Below are 20063 nucleotides of genomic sequence, written 5' to 3'. Positions count from 1 at the left end.
GCGCATGAGCGATTCCATCAAGAAAGTTGTGCTGGCCTATTCGGGCGGCCTCGACACCTCGGTCATCCTGAAGTGGCTGCAGGTCACCTACAACTGCGAAGTCGTGACTTTCACGGCTGACCTCGGCCAGGGCGAGGAACTCGAACCCGCGCGCGCCAAGGCGAAGCTGATGGGTATCCCGGACGAACACATCTACATCGATGACCTGCGCGAGGAATTCGTGCGCGACTTCGTCTTCCCGATGATGCGCGCCAATGCCAAGTACGAAGGCGACTACCTGCTCGGCACCTCGATCGCGCGTCCGCTCATTTCCAAGCGCCTGATCGAGATCGCGCACGAGACCGGCGCTGACGCCGTCGCCCACGGCGCGACCGGCAAGGGCAACGACCAGGTCCGCTTTGAACTGTCTGCGTATGCGCTTGATCCAGATATCAAGGTAATCGCCCCGTGGCGTGAGTGGGACCTCAATTCCCGCACCGCGCTGATCGCATGGGCCGAACAGCACCAGATTCCGGTGCCGAAGGACAAGCGCGGCGAGAGCCCGTTCTCGACCGACGCGAACCTCCTGCACACCTCGTCCGAGGGCAAGGTGCTGGAAGATCCGTGGGAAGAAACCCCCGACTACGTCTATTCACGCACCGTGAACCCCGAGGACGCGCCCGACACGCCCGAATATATCGAAATCGGGTTCGAGAAGGGCGACGGCGTTTCGCTTAACGGCAAGGCAACCTCGCCCGCAACGCTGCTGACCGAACTCAACGAGCTGGGCCGCAATCACGGCATCGGCCGTCTCGACCTTGTCGAGAACCGTTTCGTGGGCATGAAGTCGCGCGGCATGTACGAAACGCCGGGCGGCACGATCTATGCGGCTGCCCATCGCGGGATCGAGCAGATCACGCTGGATCGCGGCGCGGCGCACCTCAAGGATGAGCTGATGCCGAAATACGCAGAGCTCATCTACAACGGCTTCTGGTTCGCACCAGAGCGCGAGATGCTGCAGGCCGCGATCGACCACTCGCAGGCTAGCGTGAACGGCACCGTTCGCCTGAAGCTCTACAAGGGTTCGGTCTCGGTCGTCGGTCGCAAGTCGCCCAACTCACTCTATTCCGAACGCCACGTGACGTTCGAGGACGATGCCGGTGCCTATGACCAGAAGGACGCGGAAGGCTTCATCAAGCTCAACGCGCTTCGCCTGAAGCTGCTTGCCAAACAAGGCCGCTGACAAGCCGCGCTGCACCTGCTCGAATCATTCGCGGGTGCGGCGAAACCGCGCCGAATGACGGCTTTGTCCACCGTTGTCCACCGCCATTTGCGCATTCTGTGGATAAGTTTCCGTTCGCCTGCTTGAACGACTCGCCCAGCGGAGTCACCTTTGGCTTGTCGAACGGGGAAGGAACCCCGCCGGACCGGATCGAAGGGTCTGAAACGGCAAGGGAATTTCCGAAACCGATCGATATGCCGGTGAAGGCCGCGCGACATACCGACGGACCAGCGTGCCCGATCTTCGGATCGGGGATGAGGAAAGACGGAAAGGCGCGAAAGGCAGCTTCGGCATTGGCCGGATTTCCGGACCGACGTGGACGAAATGGCAAAAGTTCTCATGAACGGCGCCAAATCGGGTGAAGCGACGGGCCAGCATGGAAATGCGGCTTCGGATCCGGAAGAGAACGGAACGGGAGAAGGGAACGCCCTTCTGAGCCGAACCGACCCCCCGGATGGATCCGGATGCCGGCGCGAGCGCCGGGCGACATAGGCACTCGAACCCCATGGAACGAGAGCCGAAACGCCGGGCGCCAAGTTCCCCCCTGGGACCACGCGCAGGTGAGAGTGGGGCCGGCAGCGATGCCGGCCCCATTTGCGTTGCGGCTGCTGTTTTCGATTCGGCTCGCGAGATCACGCGACGCAGTGACCGTTCCCATAACCCGGTTCGATTGTGGCGGAAGTAAGACGGGCCGAAACCAAACGCTTAACTTCCCGTGTTATAAGCGGCGCATGGACGGGACATCTCTGAACCGCTTCGGACGCCAGATCCGCTTGACCGATCGCCGTCGGCGCGTGTCGCGACTGGCAATCGGATTCGCGCTGGCGACCCTCGTTCCGGCAACGGCGGCGCTCGCCGTTTCGGACGATATGAAAGTCGTCGGCCCCGGCTTCGATACCGATATCGCTTCGCCGGGCAGCACACTCCCCGGCATGGGCAGCGAAGACATCGATTTTGCCCAGCCAGAAGTTGCCACTGACGAGTTCGCCGACATCGCCGAGGAACTGGGTATCGGCAACGCCAGCTGGTACGGAAATCGCTTTGCCGGCCGCCCCACGGCCAGTGGTGAACGTTTCGACCCAACCGAATTCACGGCTGCCCACCGCACCCTGCCCTTCGGCAGTATGGTGCGCGTCACGTCGCAGCGCACCGGGAAAACCATCACCGTGCGCATCAACGATCGCGGCCCGTTTCACGGCAACCGCGTGATCGATCTGTCCGAAGCCGCCGCCGACGCCATCGGCATGAAGGCGCGCGGACAGGATCGTGTCTCGCTCGCCCTTCTGAACGATTAGGCCTTATTCGGCTGCGACCGCACCCTCGGCCTCGACCGGCGCATCCGTTGCCTCGCTTTCAGGCTCGGCCTGTTCATCTGACGGCGCTTCGCTGACTTCAGCTGCAGGTCGCTGAACCTTCCGGCCAAGCCCGACTTGCGCCAGACACCAGCGGAGCTGTTCCATAGCGCGGTCCTGCTTCGCCCCTGACAGGTCCGCCACAGTCAGCCCTTGCGATGCCAGCTTGGCCGTCGTGCATTCGCAAAGCTGCTCCTTCTTGCGCTCCGTCGGCGCGAAATGGCCGATCGCATCCTTGCAACTGACGACTTTCTCCACCCGCACCTCGTCTTCAAGGCCCGGCTTGGGATCCTCGCAACCCGTCAGCGCCAGCGAGACCAGCACCACAGTACCTGCGCCCAACAATCCGATCCGCGCCATTCCCGTCTCCAAAGTACCTGATCCGATGCGATCCCTAGCGCACGTTGGTAAAGTCCGTCTTACCTTGCGCACCGCTCATACATTGCCCGATTGACACCGCCCATCAAGAGGCGCTTCCTCCGCGTCCCCGGGTCGCGCGAGGGAGAGCATGCAATGTTCCGTTCCAAGCACTTGATCGTTCCTGCGATCGCACCGTTCCTGATCCTCGCCGCCTGCAATCAGGAGCCGCCAGCCGCACCGGCGGTCGACACCGCGGCCGAAATCGACGCGATCAAACAGGTACAGGCAGCGCAGGAAGCCGCCTTCGCCAGCGACGATGCCGAAGGGGCAACCGCGATCTATGCCAGCAATGCGACCTTCGCCGGCGGCGGCATGCCTGTTCTACACGGGATCGAGGCTATTCGCGGCGGGTTCGACGCGATGATCGCCGACAAGGCGAGTTCGGTGCAAATCGCGATGGCAGATGGCTGGGTTTCGGCGTCCGGCGATTATGCCACGACCATTTCGAACTACACCTATACCCATACCGGACCCGATGGCGCGGTGCAGAGCGAGGCAGGATTCAACCAGTCGCTTTGGCACAAGGAAGAAGGAACCTGGAAGCTGCTGGTCGATTCCAACACGGCAGTGGTATCGGATGCTGCGGCGGATCCGGAAGGGGCAGACGCCGCGACCTGATCGACAGCACCTGACACAGGTGCATTGGGGATGCCGGAAGCAGAGGTGGCAGCCGGCGGCATCCCCATACGAAAGTCACACCCTGAGGGCCGTGGTGCTTTTCCCGCTGCCGATGCTGGCTAACTCAGGAAGCCATCGCGATGCAGGAATCGGCGATCTTCTGCATCTCGGGCCGGTCGCCCGTCAGCATGTCGGTCAGTTCCAGCTTACGGCGCTTGAATTCCGTGATGGTGCATTCGCACGCGCTTTCCGCAGCAGTTTTGCTCGGCAGACGCTTTTCGAATTGCTTGACGCACTGCACCATCTCGATCCCGTCAGTGCCGCCGCCGTACTTGTCCGCTTCATCACGAAGCATCCGCGCGTAAGTGAAAGAGATCGTCCCTGCGATTACCGCGAAGATGAGGAACACGATCACTTTCTTGGCAAAATCACTCACGGCTACGCCCCCTGCATGCGAAGGGGCACCGTGCCAGCCTGTGGTTAAAGGCCCGTAAACCGAGAATAAAACCAGTTCAGGTGGGTATTGCTACATGCCGTGGCTCATCAACTGGCCGCGGACTGCACCGCCGGGAAACTCGGCATTATGGACGTTGATATAGAAGTCTCCCGGTGTTGCAGTCATGGCGCCCAGCGTCGCAGCCGGAAGCGCCACACAGCCTTCCGACTTGCCGCCTGCCGGAGTGGTCAGAGGAACGATGACGGGCCCGTTCACACCCGCCTTGCCCGCATGGATGTGGGCCATGGTCGCCGTGGCGACATTCGTCACCATCAGGCGATAGCAGAGCTGACCTTCGGCATTCGGCCAGGCCATGAACTGGCCCCGGCCATCGGTGTCACCGGCGGGCACTTCATTGGAGCCGAGCAAGCCGGCCATCAGCATCTGTGAATGCCCGTCGGCCATTGCTGCACCCTGCCCCATCGATTCGTGGTGACCCGCGAATGCCGGAACGGCCCCCGACAGGGCGATGGCGGCGACAATGATTGCGGTTTTCATGACTTGGCGACTCCGTTTTCCGACCTATGGGCCTTTTTCAAGAGGACATCCTAACACGGACTGCCTCCCGGCCCTATTCCGCAGCCTCACTGCTCATTCCCCGGTACTGGTTGTTTCCCCAGCATCGGCGCGAGATACTGCCCGGTGAAACTAGCCGGATTCTCCGCGACCTGTTCCGGCGTGCCCTCGGCCACGATCTCGCCGCCACGAACTCCGCCTTCCGGACCCAGATCGACGATCCAGTCGGCAGTCTTGATCACATCGAGGTTGTGTTCGATCACCACGACCGAATTGCCCTGCTCCACCAGCCGGTGCAGCACTTCGAGCAGTTTCCTCACGTCTTCGAAGTGAAGGCCCGTCGTAGGCTCGTCGAGGATGTAGAGCGTCTGTCCGGTCGACCGGCGCGACAGTTCCTTGGCCAGCTTCACGCGCTGCGCCTCGCCGCCGGAAAGTGTCGTCGCCTGCTGTCCGACCTTGACGTAGCCGAGGCCGACTTCGTTCAGCATGTGCATCTTGTCGCGGATCGGGGGTACGGCCTTGAAGAACTCTTCCGCGTCCTCGATCGTCATGTCCAACACGTCGGCGATGGACAGCCCCTTGAACTTCACCTCCAGCGTCTCGCGGTTGTAGCGCTTGCCGTGGCACTCCTCGCACGTGACGTAGACGTCAGGCAGGAAGTGCATCTCGATCTTGATGAGGCCGTCACCCTGACAAGCCTCGCACCGTCCACCCTTTACATTAAAGCTGAAGCGGCCGGCCTTGTACCCGCGCGCCTGCGCTTCCGGCAGACCGGCAAACCAGTCGCGGATATTGGTGAACGCCCCCGTATAAGTGGCAGGATTGGAACGCGGCGTGCGGCCGATGGGCGACTGGTCGATCTCGATCACCTTGTCACAGTGTTCGAGGCCGGTGATCTTGTCATGCGCGCCCGCCACGACGCGCGCGCCGTTCAGTGTGCGCGCAGCCCCGGCGTGCAGCGTGTCGATCGTGAAACTCGACTTGCCCGAACCTGAAACCCCCGTGATGCAGGTAAAGGTACCAAGCGGGATCGAGGCGGTGACATTCTTCAGGTTGTTCGCCCGCGCGCCATGCACGGTGATGTCCTTGCCATTGCCCTTGCGCCGCTTCTTCGGCACCGCGATTTCGCGGGTGCCGTTGAGGTATGCCGCGGTGAGCGATTTCTTCGATTTTAGCACCTGTTTCAGGGTGCCTTCAGCCACGACCTCTCCGCCATGCACACCGGCGCCGGGGCCAAGATCGACGACATGGTCCGCCGCGCGGATCGCATCCTCGTCATGTTCGACGACGATGACAGTGTTACCAAGGTCGCGCAGCCGCTTCAGCGTTTCGAGCAGCCGGTCGTTGTCCCGCTGGTGCAGGCCGATGCTCGGTTCGTCGAGGACATAGAGCACACCCGAAAGCCCCGAGCCGATCTGGCTGGCAAGCCGGATGCGCTGGCTCTCGCCCCCTGAAAGCGTGCCGCTGGTCCGGTCCAGATTCAGGTAATCGAGCCCGACATTGTCGAGGAAACCCAAGCGCTCGTTGATTTCCTTCAGGATCGCACGCGCGATCTGGTTCTGGGTGTCGTTCAAGCTGTCCGGCAGCGCTAGGAACCAGTCCTTCGCATCGGCAACGCTCATCTTCGTGGGCACCGCGATGTCGGTTGTCGCAACCTTCACCGCCAGCGCCTTCTCGTTGAGGCGCTTGCCTTCGCATACCTCACAAGGTTGCGCCGTCTGGTACTTGCTCAACTCCTCGCGCATCCATGCGGATTCCGTCTGGAGCATACGGCGGTTGAGATTGCCGATCACGCCTTCGAACGGCTTGTTGACCGTGTATTCCTTGCGCCCGTCCTTGAACGTCAGCGGGATCGCGCGCCCCTTGGTGCCGTAGAGGATGATCTCGCGGATTTCCTTGTCGAAATTTTCCCACGGCGTCGTCAGTTCGAATTCGTATTCGCGGGCAAGGCTGGCCAGCACCTGCATGTAATAGGGCGACGGCGGGTTCGACTTGGCCCACGGCACGACCGCGCCCTTCTTCAGGCTCAGCGCCTCGTTCGGGACGACGAGTTGCGGATCGAACAGCAGCTTCTCACCAAGCCCGTCGCAGGCGGCACAGGCCCCTTGCGGCGCGTTGAACGAGAACAAGCGTGGCTCGACTTCCTCGATCGTGAAGCCGGAAACCGGGCAAGCGAACTTTTCGGAAAACACGATGCGATTGGCGGGAATGCCGGCGCCCTTCATCTGGCCACCGGAGACATTCGCGCCCTTTTCCTCGGCCTCTCGCCCCGGAACCACACCATCGGCCAGATCGACATAGGCCAGCCCCTCGGCCAGCTTCAGCGCCTGCTCGAAGGAATCCGCCAGCCGTGTCTCGATACCTGGCTTTACCGCGATACGATCAACCACGACCTCGATGTCGTGCTTGTACTTCTTGTCGAGAGCGGGTGCCGCCTCGATCGCGTACATCTCCCCATCGATGCGCACGCGGGTGAAGCCCGCCTTCTGCCACTCGGCCAGTTCCTTGCGGTATTCCCCCTTGCGCCCGCGCACGACGGGCGCGAGCAAGTAGAGCCGCGTACCCTCGGGCAGCTCCATCACCCGGTCAACCATATTCGACACGGTCTGCGCCTCGATCGGCAGACCGGTGGCCGGCGAATAAGGCACGCCGATGCGCGCCCAGAGCAGGCGCATATAGTCGTAGATCTCGGTCACGGTGGCGACGGTGGAGCGCGGGTTGCGGCTGGTCGTCTTCTGTTCGATCGAGATGGCAGGTGACAGCCCGTCGATATGCTCGACATCCGGCTTCTGCATCATTTCAAGGAACTGGCGCGCATAGGCCGACAGGCTCTCGACATAGCGACGCTGCCCTTCGGCATAGATCGTGTCGAAGGCAAGGCTGGACTTGCCCGAACCGGACAGCCCGGTGATCACGATCAGCGCGTCGCGCGGCAGATCGATGTCGATACCCTTCAGGTTATGTTCGCGCGCGCCGCGCACGGAAATCGTGGTCAGTGCCATGATCTGACGTGTTCCATTTTTGTTCCGGCATGTAAAGAGGCGCGTGCGCCCGCTTGGCCATCGACGCCATGTGGGGTCAGCGCCGTGCGATCTCAACCGCCCCGCTAACTGCTTAGCTCATCCGATAGAACCAAAGGCTCGACTTTCGTCTGCAAACTATTACTTATGAATGACTAATTGGGGCGCTCAGTCGACTTGTGAACGAACTTCACGATTTCCTGTCATTTCTGCACGGCGAAAAATCGCGCACCATGTCGCCGCTGGATTTTGGCGAACATGCCAAGTCGGCCTTCTTCAGCTTTCTTCAGAACAAGGGCATCGAATACTGCAATTTCGGCACTTTCGTAGTGCGGGACGGAATGATCGATTCGGTCGGCCATCACGCAACCAACATGTCTGACGAATGGGCGGAGGAATACTACGCGCGAGAGCTGGGTCAGCATGACTACATCCTCAAGGGGTGGGATTTGCTACGCGACGGTCGGGCCGTTGCCCGGTTCGTTCAGGATGAAAACGTCGCCCGGATGCTGCGGGACATTGCCCCTGAAACGGCTCACGTAGTCGGGCGTCATATGCATCATGGCATGGAAAGCGCGCATGTCATCCTCGGTTCCAGCGACTTGCCCGCTGCTCCCGGCAGCCACCGGCACTTTGCATTCCTGTTCGGCGGCAAAGCGCAAGACACCGCCATCGTTCGGAACGAGATGATGAAACTTGAAATCGCGGCGATGGCGCTGATGGACAGACTTCGGCCTGCCTTGCTGGCCAAATTCGAAGCCGCAGACATTGCCTTGTCCTCGCGGGAGCTTGATTGCCTGAAACACGCTTCGGAAGGCAAGATGCGCGCCGACATCGCACATCATCTCGGCGTCTCGCTGCCTACCGTGGATCTGCACCTTGCCAGCCTGCGACGCCGGCTTGGCGCGCGCACGATTGCAGAGGCTGTTGCCAAGGGGTATCGCTACGGCCTGATCTGATACCGTTCTACGCATTGCCGCCATGAGCCACCGCCTCTTCGTCGCCATCCGCCCGTGTAGTGCCGCAATCAATGCGATGCTCGACATGATGGACGGTATCGAGAACGCACGCTGGCAGGACGAAACGCAACTTCATCTGACCCTGCGCTTCATCGGCGAAGTCGATACACCGCTGGCCAACGATATTGCCGATGCGCTGGGCGGGCTGGACATGCCGGGCTTCGATCTTGTCTTTCGCGGCGTCGGCCATTTCGAGCGGAAGCACTGGCCCAGCGCCCTTTGGGCCGGTGTCGCCCCCTGCCCGGAACTGGCTGTCCTGCAGAAAAAGGTCGAGCGCGCCTGCGTTTCGGCTGGACTGGAGGCGGAGACGCGCCGCTTCACCCCGCATGTCACGCTGGCCCGCCTCAATCGTTCAAGCGGCGATCCGGGCGGATGGCTGGCCCGGCACGGGGACTTTGCCGCGGGGCCGATGCGGGTCGATCATTTCACGCTGTACGAAAGCACCCTGACCCGATCAGGATCGTATTACGAACCGGTGGTGCGCTTCACCCTTGCTTGAGATCGACGTCGGCGACCAGCCCGTCGCGGTAGTGGCAAGTGTAGCGCAGCACATAGACCGCATCGCGCATCGAAACGACCGCATCTTCGGCAAAGCGTGCGCATGATGCCTTGCACGCATCGGGAGAGAAGGTCGTATCCTGCATCAGGATGATGTCCTGCACATAATCGTTGGTAAGCCGGAACGTGCAGTCGAGCGCATTGCGTTTGCGGATATCGGCGACGCTGGGACGCGCGGGATCGGAACGCGCAAGCTCACCCGCCTGCACAGGGGGCGCAGCAATCGCAGGCACCAGCGCCAGCAAGGGCAGAAGACGTTTCACCACCCGCAATATTGCCGCACCATTGCTTGCGGTTCAAATGACAATCAGCGCGCGGTGTCCGCTATCCCCTGTCCACTGTACCCGGACCTGCCATACCTCGCTAACGAGCGTTTCGTTGAGTGCGACATCCGGCACGCCGTTGCCGACGATCCGGCCACGATCCAGCACGATAACCCGGTCCGCACGGTTCATCGCCGTTGCCAGATCGTGGACGACAACCGCGATGCCGCGACCGGCATCGGTCTCTGCCCGCAACTGACCCATCAGGCGTTGCTGGTGCGCCAGATCCAGACTGGCGAGCGGTTCATCGGCCAGTATCCATGCGGGCTGTCCGGCAAGGACACGGGCCATCATCGCTCGTGCCCGCTCTCCACCCGAAAGGTGGGAGACAGGCCGCTCGGCAAGGCTTTCAAGTTCCATCACCTGCAGCGAATGTTCGATCGCGCTCTCGTCGGCTTGCCGGTCCGCGCGGGCGGGCCTGCCGGGAACGGAGCGCCACGGCAGGCGTCCCAGCCCGACCAGCGTGCGCACCGACACGTCCCACGCGGCCTCCGCCTGCTGCGGCAGGAAACCGATCGTCCGTGCCCGCTCGCGTGGTGCGATTGTCGTTATGTCGCGACCGTCCAGCATGACCTTGCCGGACGCCGGCAACAAGCCCGCCAGCGCCGCCAGCACGCTGGACTTGCCCGCACCGTTCGGTCCGACAATGGCCGTCAGGCGACCGGGTTCGAGAGCAAATGATGCCTCCGTAACGACTTTGGCAGCCCCGCGCCGGACAGTCAGGTTTTCGGCCGAAAGCATCATGCCAGAGTCCTGCGCAGGCGTAGTAGAAGGGCCAGAAAGAACGGCGCACCCAGAACCGACAGCGCAATGCCCAGCCGCAGTTCGGTCGCCATCGGCAGCACCCGGCAGAACGTATCCGCGACCAGCACCAGCAAGGCACCCGCCAGCGCGCTCGGCAGGATCAGGCTGGATGGGCGGCGATCCGTGAACGGGCGAACGATGTGCGGCACCATCAGACCGACGAAACCGATAATCCCCGCAACCGCCACACCGGCACCGACAACAAGCCCGATGCCGAGCACGATGCACCACTGCAGCCGCTTCGCCTGTACGCCCAGCGACAGCGCCGCCTGCTCACCCAGCGTCAGCGCGTCCAGCGAGCGCCCCGTACTCCACAGCACGACCAAACCCGCCAGTGTCAGCGGCCCTGCGATCCAGACATCGGCCCAACTCCTGTCCGTCAACGCGCCCATCAGCCACGTCACGATCTCGCTGGTGGCAAAGGGGTTCGGTGACAGCGATATGGCAAGGCTGGTGAGCGTGCCCGCAAGACTGGCGATCATCAGGCCCGCAAGCGTGAACAGCGCGATCCCGCCGCCCATGCCGATACCGCCCCGCCCCGCGATTACCGCCAGCATCGCCATCGCCCCGCCCGCACCGATCAGCGCGAAGGCTGGCAGCACCAGCGGAATGCCTGCAATGCCAAGGAACAAGGCCATGACCGCACCGAATGCAGCGGACGGCGCAATGCCGAACAGACCCGGATCGGCCAGCGGATTGCGCAGGTAACCCTGCATCGCCGCACCCGCGCCACCCAGCCCGGCGCCGATGACGAGCGCAAGAGTACCGCGAGGCAGGCGCAGTTCGGCAAGAATGGTCGCGGCATGGGGCACCGGCTCCGCCCATGGCGCGATCCAGACGCGACCGGCCAGCAAAGAAAGCGGCAGGGCCAGCGCGATCAGGCCCGATAGTACGAGGCAAAGGCGGCTCATCTCAGGCTGCTCCGGATCTGCGCCAGGCGCGCGGCGGCGGCGGGAATTGTCGGCCCGCCACACCATGTCAGCCGCGTATCGAATTCCGCGCGGTCTGCACCCATTGCCGCCAGTGCCGGATGATTCTGCATCCGCCCGTCACCTGCGCTCAAAATCACCGGCGGCGGGTCGGCGAGTACGTCCTCCAGCGGAAGGATCGCCCCCTGCCCCAATCCGCGCCCGGCAGAGAAGTTGGTAAAGCCTGTGCGCGAGAGCAGGTCGGAAACCAAGGTGGCTTCACCCGGAACCAGTCCCCCTGCCTGCCAGACAAGTGCGGAAACAGGCGCCTCACCGTCTGGCGGAGCGGCAGCGGCGAGAGCCGCGTCGATCCGGGCGATCAAGGCCTCACCCGCCTTATCGCGCCCGGCAAGCGCGGCCAGATCGCGCACTTGCGTTCGCGCATCCCCGACCGAGGCGATCGAACCGGTTTTCACAACGCGCAATCCCATGCGGCGAAGCGCGGATTCGGTCGCGGGCGGCAGAAATGTGCCTGCAACCACCACATCGGGAGCCAGGGCGGCGACTTCCTCCGCACTGCCCGACGTTGCCGGATAGCGACGCGCGACTGCCACATCCATCGAAGCGCTGTGCGGATCGCGGCTGAAGTGCGAAACCGCGACGAGATTTTCCGGCGCGATTTCGGCAAGTATCGCATCGACACAGGGGTTGAGCGAGACGATGCGCAAAGTGGGGGATGGCACCGCCTCGCTCTTCCCGTCTGATGGCGCGGGGGCGCAGGCGGACAGCAGCGCAAAGGCAGCCAACCCCGTCATCGCACCCGTGCGCATCGTCAGGAACCTTGCATCAGATCTTGAACCTCGCGCCGACATAAGCACTGCGCCCGGCGTTCGCGTAGCCTGCTGCCGTCTGGTAACCGGCGTCGAACAGGTTTTCGACCCGGCCATACAATTCCAAAGGTCCGAAAGGCAGCGATGCGCGCAGGTCGACCGTCGCAAAACCGTCGAGACTGGTCGAATTGTAGACATTCTCGTAACTGTCGCCAACCAGCCGCGCGTCGGCGCCAAGCGCGAGAAGCCACGGCGACTGCCAGTCGATCCAAGCCGCAACGGCGTGGCGCGGACGGCGACCGAGGTCGTTGCCCTGCGTAAAGCTGCCCTCGGTCCGGTCCACCGCCTTGACGTAGCTGTAAGTCGCACCGGTGCGCAGAGTTGCCGACGGACTGGCAGCCAGTTCGACCTCGAACCCTTTGGCGCGGGCGCGGCCGGTGTTATCGTAATAGCCAAAGGGCCGCGTCGCGCACAGGCCCGTGGTTATGCCATAGCACGAGGCAAAGCCGATCAGGTTGCGACTGTCGCGCCGGAAGGCGGAAACGGCAATGAACAGCGGTCCGTTGCGATCGCCCTTCTCCACCGCGATATCGTAGGCGCGGCTCGTCTCGGGCTCGACCCCCGGATTCCCGTAGTCCGAGAACAACTGGTAAAGCGAGGGAGCTTTGAACCCTTCGCCATAGGCCGCTCGCAAGCGGATGTCGGACACCAGATTGAGCGAACCGTTAGCGCCAAAGGACCATTCGCCGCCAAAGCGCGAGTGATCGTCATAGCGCGCGCCGGCCGCGATCGTCCCCCTCTCGCCATACCAACCCAGCAGCGCGTGGCCGCTGGTGGTGCGCGCCTTGGCGGGCGCGTCGAAGGTGCTGCTGAAGCGCGACCATTCGCGTTGGGCCCCGAAATCGAGCGCGACATCGCCCATCGGAGTGACGCGTCCGAACAACTCGGCGCGCTCGTTCCGGCCCTTGTAGCCATACTGGAACGGCTCGGCCTGTGCGGCATCGTAATAGCGCCGGCGCGTGTCGGACAAAGCATAGCCTGCGTCGAGCGTGAGCAGGTCGGTCACGTAATGCAGCCCGGTGCGCCCCGAATACTGGCGAGTACGCGAATAATCCTGTGTGTCGATCAGGGCGTAGGGCGGCGCTGGATCGTAACCGTCGAACTCGCTCTCACCGTCGGCAAAGCGACCGCTCGCCACGATGGCGAGGTTGGGAGTGAGGTCGTAGCGCGCACGGCCCGTCAACTGCCACTGTTCGAACCCGTCGGCCTCAGTGCCGGAAGCAGCCCGGCTGAAACCGTCACTGTCATAGTAGGTACCTGCAAGACCCGCCGCCAGCGCGCCCTGCACCACTCCGCCCGACAGCGTCGCGTATTTCGTGTCGTCGCTGCCGTATTCGGCGGAGGCCGCGATGCCGTTGTCGATGCGCGACACGATATTCATCACACCTGCGACGGCGTCCGAGCCCCAGACCACCGAGTTCGAGCCACGCAACAGTTCAACCCGTTCGATATTGCCGGCGAGCAGGTTGCCGAAATCGAACTGGTTGTTGATATCCGCGGCATCGGCAACGCGTACGCCGTCGATCAGGACGAGAAGATCGTCCGCCTCTCCGCCGCGTACGCGTACCGACGTCAACGAACCCACGCCGCCCTGGCGGCTTTGCGCGACGCCCGGCAGACGAGACAACACTCGGGAGAGGTCCGGCCCCTGGATTTGCTTGATCTCGTCAAGTCCGATGACGCTGACAGGCTGGCCTGTGCGATTGATCGGCAAGGGCAGACCGGTCGAGACGACGACGATATTGCCAGTCGCGCTGCCCAGCGGCGCGGCCTCTGCGTATTCGGAGGCGGAGTCGGTTTCATCCTGCGCGAAGGCAGGCTGGGCGATAATGACGGAACTGATAAGAAACAGGTACTTGCGCATGGGTACTCCCGACATGGACGAACTTGCCGTCCATGGCGGGAAAGCGCGGAATTGCGCCTGTCCTCGCTGCCTTCGGTACACCCCGCCCGCCGACTCGAACGACCGTTGCGGGCAGGTCTCCTGGCTCCCGGATCATCGCGCGCCCTCGCCTTCCCGAACGGATCGTCCAGTGGCATGTCAAGAACGCGCTACCCGGTTACAGTTGCGGGGGCAGCGCCGGGATGGAATACCCCGCAAGGAGGCGTTCGCACCGGACTTCCCTCTTAGCGCCAGCCGTTTGCACGACAAGCGAACCCGTAACGTCGCGGCGGCATTAGGTGCAACGCAGCGAAGTGGCAAGCCCGCCCGATGACAATTACTTATTGCTATTGCGAACTGATTGCAAAGATAGTTTGCAACCCTGTTCTTTTGGCGGTTGCAATCGGCAGAAACGGGCCTTAGGGCCTTCCCCCGAACCCGCCCACGTACGGCAAATGCGGGCTGTCGTCGTGTGCACGAAACAGGTTTTAAAGATCGCCCGCTGCGCGGAAATATCGCGCGACCATAGGGAGCCCTTGAATATGGCACGCAAGAAGATTGCCCTGATCGGTTCCGGCATGATCGGCGGAACGCTCGCCCATCTCGCCGCGAAGAAGGAAATGGGCGACATCGTCCTTTTCGACATTGCCGAAGGCATGCCGCAGGGCAAGGCACTGGACCTTAGCCAGTGCGGCCCGATCGAAGGTTTTGACGCCAACATCACCGGCACCAACGATTATGCCGACATCGCGGGCGCGGACGTCATCATCGTCACCGCCGGCGTGCCGCGCAAGCCGGGCATGAGCCGCGACGACCTCCTCGGCATCAACCTGAAGGTGATGAAGTCGGTCGGCGAAGGCATCCGCGATCATGCACCCGACGCATTCGTCATCTGCATCACCAACCCGCTCGACGCGATGGTCTGGGCGCTGCGCGAATTCTCCGGCCTGCCGCACGAAAAGGTCGTCGGCATGGCAGGCGTGCTCGACTCGGCCCGGTTCGCGACTTTCCTCGCCTGGGAATTCGGCGTGTCGGTGAAGGACGTGAACGCTTTCGTTCTGGGCGGCCACGGCGACACCATGGTCCCCGTCCTGTCCTACTCCACGATCAGCGGCATTCCGGTCCACGATCTTGCCAAGATCAAGGGCGTCGACGCGGCGAAGCTCGACGAAATCGTGCAGCGCACCCGTTCGGGCGGCGGCGAGATCGTCGGCCTGCTCAAGACCGGCTCCGCCTACTATGCGCCCGCCACTTCGGCGATCGCGATGGCCGAAGCCTATCTGGGCGACCAGAAGCGCATCCTGCCCTGCGCCGCGCACCTTACCGGTGAATACGGCGTCGACGGCCTCTATGTCGGCGTTCCCGCCGTCATCGGCGCCAACGGCATCGAGGGCGTTGTCCAGATCGAACTTTCGGACGAGGAAAAGTCCAACCTGCAGGTCTCGGTCGACGCGGTGAAGGAACTGCTCGAAGCCTGCAAGGGCATCGACGGCTCGCTGGCCTGACACCAAACCGTGCTCCGCTTCTCCCTCCCTTTCGGTGCTGCAATCGCGGCGCTGGCTCCGCTTCCGGCGACGGCAGCGGAAGGGGGGGGTGTTGCGTCCTATCCCATCGAACCCGTCTTCACCGCTTTCCGCGACGCCTGTGGCCCGGTCCCGTCATGGGAAGAAACGGTGGCGCATGTCACGGCGGCGGGATGGACCGACGTTTCGGAAACCGGCATCCCTGAACTGGCCGAATTCATGGCCTTTGCCGAGGAAGCGGGTCAGGAAGCTGTGGCCGAACTGGGCGGCGCGATGTCCGCTCCGGCCCTGTTTTCCAAGGCGGTCGCAGGTGAAAATCTGGCCATCGTCGTGACCGAAGTGGTCGCCGAAGGTGAACGGGTTACCGGTTGCCGCCTGTTCGATCCGGGTGAAACCCGCGACGCGGGTGCGGCAACGGTCTCCGCACTGGTCGGATCGGAACCGACTCGCTTGCTGGAGCGTGAGGGAAACACCATCGCGAAATACGATGGCCTCGACAGCGCGCACGAGAGCTTCGATTATTTTTTCATCCCTTCGGGCAGCCCGCTCGAAGCCATCGTTCAGTTCAACGGCCTGGCCATGAAGATCGATAGTACCGGTCCGGTCAGCGTCCAGTGATGCAGCAAGGGGAACTCTAAATGTCCATCCTCGTAGACAAGAACACCAAGGTCATCACCCAGGGTATGACCGGTGCCACCGGCACGTTCCACACCGAACAGGCACTGGCTTACGGCACGCAGATGGTCGCGGGCGTCACCCCCGGCAAGGGCGGCACGACCCACATCGGCCTGCCCAACTACAACACGGTTGCCGAAGCGAAAGCCGCCACCGGTGCGACCGCATCGTGCATCTACGTTCCGCCGCCGTTCGCTGCCGACTCGATCCTCGAGGCGATCGACGCCGAGATGGAACTGATCGTCGCCATCACCGAAGGCATTCCGGTGCTCGATATGGTGAAGGTGAAGCGCGCCCTGCAGGGTTCGAAGTCGCGCCTCATCGGCCCGAACTGCCCCGGCGTGCTGACGCCTGGCGAATGCAAGATCGGCATCATGCCCGGTTCGATCTTCTCCAAGGGTTCGGTCGGTGTCGTCAGCCGTTCGGGCACACTCACGTATGAAGCCGTGTTCCAGACCACGAACGCAGGCCTTGGCCAGACGACGGCTGTCGGCATCGGCGGTGACCCGGTCAACGGCACGAACTTCATCGACGTTCTCGAACTCTTCCTTGCCGACGATGAAACCAAGTCGATCATCATGATCGGCGAAATCGGCGGTTCGGCCGAAGAAGAAGCGGCGCAGTTCCTCAAGGACGAAGCCAAGCGTGGGCGCAAGAAGCCGATGGTCGGCTTCATCGCGGGCCGCACGGCACCTCCGGGCCGCCGCATGGGCCACGCCGGCGCGATCGTCTCGGGCGGCCAGGGCGGCGCCGAAGACAAGATCGCGGCGATGGAAGAAGCGGGCATCCGCGTCTCCCCCTCGCCCTCGCTGCTTGGCGAGACACTCGACCAATTGCTCAAGGAAACTGCCTGAGCTTTTGCGGCATAAGGGTGGCGAGAGGGAGCGCCGCCCGGCCTGCCGCACATACATGAGCCGCTAACAGCGTCCAAAACGCGGGTGACACGAAATGGGTAAAGAGAACCAGTCCTTCCTCCCCGAGCTTGAGCCGGATGGCCCGCAGCCGGGTCCGTCATGGGCACGCAGGGGCTGGCCCCTCGATCTGGGCGGCAGCGATGACCTGACGGCATCAATGGACCCCACCCGCATGAAGGCCGACATCAAGGCTGCTGCCGAGAAGAAGGGCGCCAAGCTCGACGAAAAGGCGGTCGAGGCGGCTTGCGACGATTCGGTTCGCGCAATGCTGCTCATCCGCACTTATCGCGTGCGTGGGCACCTTGCCGCCGATCTCGATCCGCTGGGCCTGTCGCAGCACGAACTTCCCGCAGACCTTACGCCCGAATGGCACGGTTTCGGCCCCGGCGATCTCGAACGGCCTGTGTACATCGGCGGCAACCTCGGCCTCGAATGGGCGACGGTGAACGAGATCGTCGACATCCTGCGCGCGAATTACTGCGGCAAGGTCGGCCTTGAATACATGCACATCGCCGACATCGAAGAACGCCGCTTCCTGCAGGAGCGCATGGAGGGCAAGGACGCCTCGATCGATTTCACCCTGCTGGGCAAGAAGGCGATCCTGTCCGCCGTGATTCGCGGCGAACAGTACGAGAAGTTCCTCGGCAAGAAGTACGTCGGCACCAAGCGCTTCGGCCTCGACGGCGGCGAATCGATGATCCCCGCGCTCGAAGCGGTGATCAAGCACGGCGGCGCGGCCGGCGTGAAGGAAATCGTCTTCGGCATGGCCCACCGTGGCCGCCTGAACGTTCTCGCGAACGTGATGGGCAAGCCGTACAAGGTCATCTTCCACGAATTCTCCGGCGGCAGCGCCAACCCCGACGATGTCGGCGGCTCGGGCGACGTGAAGTATCACCTCGGCACCAGTACCGACCGCGAGTTCGACGGCACGAAGGTCCACATGAGCCTAGTGCCCAACCCCTCCCACCTCGAGGCGGTGGACCCTGTCGTACTGGGCAAGGTCCGCGCACAGCAGCAGTTCCGTGACGACATCGGCAAGGGCAAGCACCAGACCGTGCTGCCGGTGCTGATCCACGGCGACGCGGCCTTCGCCGGCCAGGGGATCGTCTGGGAATGCTTCGGCTTTTCCGGCATCCGCGGCTACAATACCGGCGGCTGCATCCACTTCGTTATCAACAACCAGATCGGCTTCACCACCAGCCCGCAGTTCGCGCGCTCCTCGCCCTATCCGTCGGACGTGGCGAAGGGTGTCATGGCGCCGATCCTGCACGTCAACGGTGACGATCCGGAAGCGGTGACCTTCTGCTGCAAGCTGGCGATCGAATATCGCCAGCGCTTCGGCCGCGACATCGTGATCGATATGTGGTGCTATCGCCGCTTCGGCCATAACGAAGGCGATGAACCCAGTTTCACGCAGCCGCTGATGTACAAGGCGATCCGCAAGCATCCGGGTGTTGCCTCGATCTATGCCCAGCGCCTGCGCGAGGAAGGTGTCATCGACGCCGACTTCGAGAACGAGACCGTCGCCGGCTTCAACGACCTGCTGGAGCAGGAATTCGAAGCGGGGAAAACCTACAAGGCGAACGAGGCCGACTGGTTCGCAGGTCGCTGGACCGGCCTCAACAAGCCGGTCGACCCGGAAACCGCGCGCCGCAACATCGTGACCGGTATCGAGGGCAAGCTGTTCGACAGCCTTGGCCGCACACTGACAACGGTTCCCGGCGATGTCGAGATCCACAAGACGCTGAACCGCGTGCTAGATGCCAAGCGCGACATGTTCGAAAACGGCACCGGCTTCGACTGGGCGACGGCGGAGGCACTGGCCTTCGGCTCGTTGCTGGCCGAAGGGTTCGCGGTACGCCTGTCGGGTCAGGATTCGGGCCGCGGCACGTTCAGCCAGCGCCATGCGGTCTGGACCGACCAGAACACCGAGGCGAAGTATATCCCGCTTTGTCAGGTGCCGCACGGCCACTTCGAGGTCTATGACAGCCCGCTGTCCGAATACGGCGTGCTCGGCTTCGAATACGGCTATTCGCTGGCCGATCCGAAGAGCCTCGTGCTCTGGGAAGCGCAGTTCGGCGATTTCGCCAACGGCGCGCAGATCATGATCGACCAGTTCATCGCCGCGGGCGAGGCAAAGTGGCTTCGCGCCAACGGCCTCGTGATGCTGCTGCCCCACGGCTACGAAGGCCAGGGTCCGGAGCATTCCTCGGCACGTCTCGAACGCTTCCTGCAGCTTTGCGCGGGCGACAACATGCAGGTGTGCAACATCACCGTGCCGGCGAACTACTTCCACGTGCTTCGCCGCCAGATGCTGCGTTCCTTCCGCAAGCCGATGATCATCATGACGCCCAAGTCGCTGCTGCGTCATCCGCTCGCGAAATCGGAAAAGGCCGAATTCCTTGGCGACAGCCACTTCCGCCGCATCGTTTCGGATACGACCGAAATCGCGGACGAGAAGATCCGCCGCCTCGTGCTGTGTTCGGGCAAGGTCGCCTACGACCTGATCGAAGCGCGCAATGCCGCCGGCCTCGACGACACATCGATCGTGCGCATCGAACAGCTCTACCCCTTCCCGGGAGAGCCGCTGGCCCTGCGCCTGTCGCGGATGAAGAACCTCGAAAAGGTCATCTGGTGTCAGGAAGAGCCGAAGAACAACGGTTCGTGGTTCTTCGTCGAAAGCCAGATCGAGCAGGCCCTGTCCGAAGCGGGTTCGCCCGTTTCGCGTGCCCGCTATGCCGGCCGCGCGCCCGCAGCCTCTCCGGCGACCGGCCTCGCCAGCCGCCATGTCGAACAGCAGAACGCGCTCGTCGCCGACGCCCTTGGCCTTTCGGTCGAGGATGTCATCGCCGCGCGCCAGAAATAATCGGGTAAGGATACCAAG

18 protein-coding genes and 1 riboswitch are annotated in these 20063 nt (G+C 63.1%); of the genes, 9 read left to right on the top strand and 9 right to left on the bottom strand.

Features of this window, described 5'->3' with window-relative positions; all coding sequences use genetic code 11:
• The first annotated feature begins 4 nt into the window (after positions 1 to 4).
• Entirely contained in the window at positions 5 to 1222 is a 1218-nt protein-coding gene (locus A7A77_RS01880; RefSeq protein WP_066552703.1) for an argininosuccinate synthase, read from the top strand.
• Positions 1223 to 1992: 770 nt separating this feature from the next.
• Positions 1993 to 2556 carry a septal ring lytic transglycosylase RlpA family protein gene (locus A7A77_RS18295; RefSeq protein WP_245638357.1) on the top strand — a complete coding sequence of 188 codons (564 nt, stop codon included), beginning with the start codon at positions 1993 to 1995 and terminating at the stop codon, positions 2554 to 2556.
• 3 nt (positions 2557 to 2559) lie between these two features.
• Here A7A77_RS18295 and A7A77_RS01870 read toward each other — a convergent pair whose 3' ends face one another.
• Positions 2560 to 2973, bottom strand: coding sequence for a hypothetical protein (locus tag A7A77_RS01870; RefSeq protein WP_066552701.1), 414 nt, complete (start codon positions 2971 to 2973; stop codon positions 2560 to 2562).
• A 153-nt stretch (positions 2974 to 3126) separates the two neighbouring features.
• Here A7A77_RS01870 and A7A77_RS01865 point away from each other — a divergent pair, with 153 nt between their 5' ends.
• A complete protein-coding gene (locus A7A77_RS01865; protein WP_066552699.1) occupies positions 3127 to 3651 on the top strand; it encodes a YybH family protein in 525 nt (174 codons plus the stop codon).
• Between the two features lie 124 nt (positions 3652 to 3775).
• On the opposite strand, the gene A7A77_RS01860 is transcribed toward A7A77_RS01865, so the two are convergent.
• The 3 genes from A7A77_RS01860 to uvrA all read right to left on the bottom strand — a co-directional run bounded on the left by A7A77_RS01860 (position 3776) and on the right by uvrA (position 7665).
• Positions 3776 to 4087, bottom strand: coding sequence for a hypothetical protein (locus tag A7A77_RS01860; RefSeq protein ID WP_066552697.1), 312 nt, complete (start codon positions 4085 to 4087; stop codon positions 3776 to 3778).
• Positions 4088 to 4177: 90 nt separating this feature from the next.
• Positions 4178 to 4645, bottom strand: a complete 468-nt coding sequence (locus tag A7A77_RS01855) for a CHRD domain-containing protein (protein ID WP_082835834.1) — start codon at positions 4643 to 4645, stop codon at positions 4178 to 4180.
• Between the two features lie 86 nt (positions 4646 to 4731).
• A complete protein-coding gene (gene uvrA, locus A7A77_RS01850) occupies positions 4732 to 7665 on the bottom strand; it encodes an excinuclease ABC subunit UvrA (protein WP_066552694.1) in 2934 nt (977 codons plus the stop codon).
• Between the two features lie 197 nt (positions 7666 to 7862).
• On the opposite strand from uvrA, the gene A7A77_RS01845 reads away from it, so the two are divergent.
• Complete coding sequence (locus A7A77_RS01845; RefSeq protein ID WP_066552692.1) at positions 7863 to 8642, top strand: helix-turn-helix transcriptional regulator; 780 nt, start codon at positions 7863 to 7865, stop codon at positions 8640 to 8642.
• A 22-nt stretch (positions 8643 to 8664) separates the two neighbouring features.
• Positions 8665 to 9201 (top strand): RNA 2',3'-cyclic phosphodiesterase, encoded by a 537-nt coding sequence (thpR, locus tag A7A77_RS01840; protein ID WP_066552691.1) that lies wholly within the window; start codon positions 8665 to 8667, stop codon positions 9199 to 9201.
• Here thpR and A7A77_RS01835 read toward each other — a convergent pair.
• Genes A7A77_RS01835 through A7A77_RS01815 form a run of 5 tightly spaced genes read right to left on the bottom strand, consistent with a single transcriptional unit; the run spans position 9188 to position 14064 of the window.
• Positions 9188 to 9523, bottom strand: a complete 336-nt coding sequence (locus tag A7A77_RS01835; protein WP_156500320.1) for a hypothetical protein — start codon at positions 9521 to 9523, stop codon at positions 9188 to 9190. The two genes, thpR and A7A77_RS01835, sit on opposite strands and share 14 nt — an antisense overlap.
• 33 nt (positions 9524 to 9556) lie before the next feature.
• A complete protein-coding gene (locus tag A7A77_RS01830; protein ID WP_066552689.1) occupies positions 9557 to 10327 on the bottom strand; it encodes an ABC transporter ATP-binding protein in 771 nt (256 codons plus the stop codon).
• Complete coding sequence (locus A7A77_RS01825; RefSeq protein WP_066553387.1) at positions 10324 to 11298, bottom strand: FecCD family ABC transporter permease; 975 nt, start codon at positions 11296 to 11298, stop codon at positions 10324 to 10326. The genes A7A77_RS01830 and A7A77_RS01825 overlap by 4 nt, the downstream gene beginning before the upstream one ends.
• On the bottom strand, positions 11295 to 12125 hold the full coding sequence (locus tag A7A77_RS01820) for a helical backbone metal receptor (protein ID WP_082835833.1): 831 nt from the start codon (positions 12123 to 12125) through the stop codon (positions 11295 to 11297). The genes A7A77_RS01825 and A7A77_RS01820 overlap by 4 nt, the downstream gene beginning before the upstream one ends.
• A gap of 16 nt (positions 12126 to 12141) precedes the next feature.
• Positions 12142 to 14064: a TonB-dependent receptor plug domain-containing protein gene (locus A7A77_RS01815; protein ID WP_245638356.1), complete on the bottom strand. Its 1923-nt coding sequence runs from the start codon at positions 14062 to 14064 to the stop codon at positions 12142 to 12144.
• A gap of 78 nt (positions 14065 to 14142) precedes the next feature.
• Positions 14143 to 14362: riboswitch (cobalamin riboswitch) on the bottom strand.
• A gap of 247 nt (positions 14363 to 14609) precedes the next feature.
• Between A7A77_RS01815 and mdh the strand changes: the two genes are divergently transcribed.
• The 4 genes from mdh (at position 14610) to A7A77_RS01795 (ending at position 20045) form a co-directional block, all read left to right on the top strand.
• On the top strand, positions 14610 to 15572 hold the full coding sequence (gene mdh / locus A7A77_RS01810) for a malate dehydrogenase (RefSeq protein WP_066552686.1): 963 nt from the start codon (positions 14610 to 14612) through the stop codon (positions 15570 to 15572).
• A gap of 168 nt (positions 15573 to 15740) precedes the next feature.
• On the top strand, positions 15741 to 16208 hold the full coding sequence (locus A7A77_RS01805; RefSeq protein ID WP_216635529.1) for a hypothetical protein: 468 nt from the start codon (positions 15741 to 15743) through the stop codon (positions 16206 to 16208).
• 20 nt (positions 16209 to 16228) lie between these two features.
• A complete protein-coding gene (gene sucD / locus A7A77_RS01800; protein ID WP_066552683.1) occupies positions 16229 to 17119 on the top strand; it encodes a succinate--CoA ligase subunit alpha in 891 nt (296 codons plus the stop codon).
• 94 nt (positions 17120 to 17213) lie between these two features.
• Positions 17214 to 20045 (top strand): 2-oxoglutarate dehydrogenase E1 component, encoded by a 2832-nt coding sequence (locus A7A77_RS01795; protein WP_066552680.1) that lies wholly within the window; start codon positions 17214 to 17216, stop codon positions 20043 to 20045.
• Positions 20046 to 20063 lie beyond the last annotated feature (18 nt).

It is taken from the genome of Croceicoccus bisphenolivorans (genome assembly GCF_001634625.1).
GTDB classification, from domain to species: Bacteria; Pseudomonadota; Alphaproteobacteria; order Sphingomonadales; family Sphingomonadaceae; genus Croceicoccus; species Croceicoccus bisphenolivorans.
The sequence above is the reverse complement of the archived record's forward strand: the minus strand, read 5'-3'. Positions and strand labels throughout refer to the sequence as shown.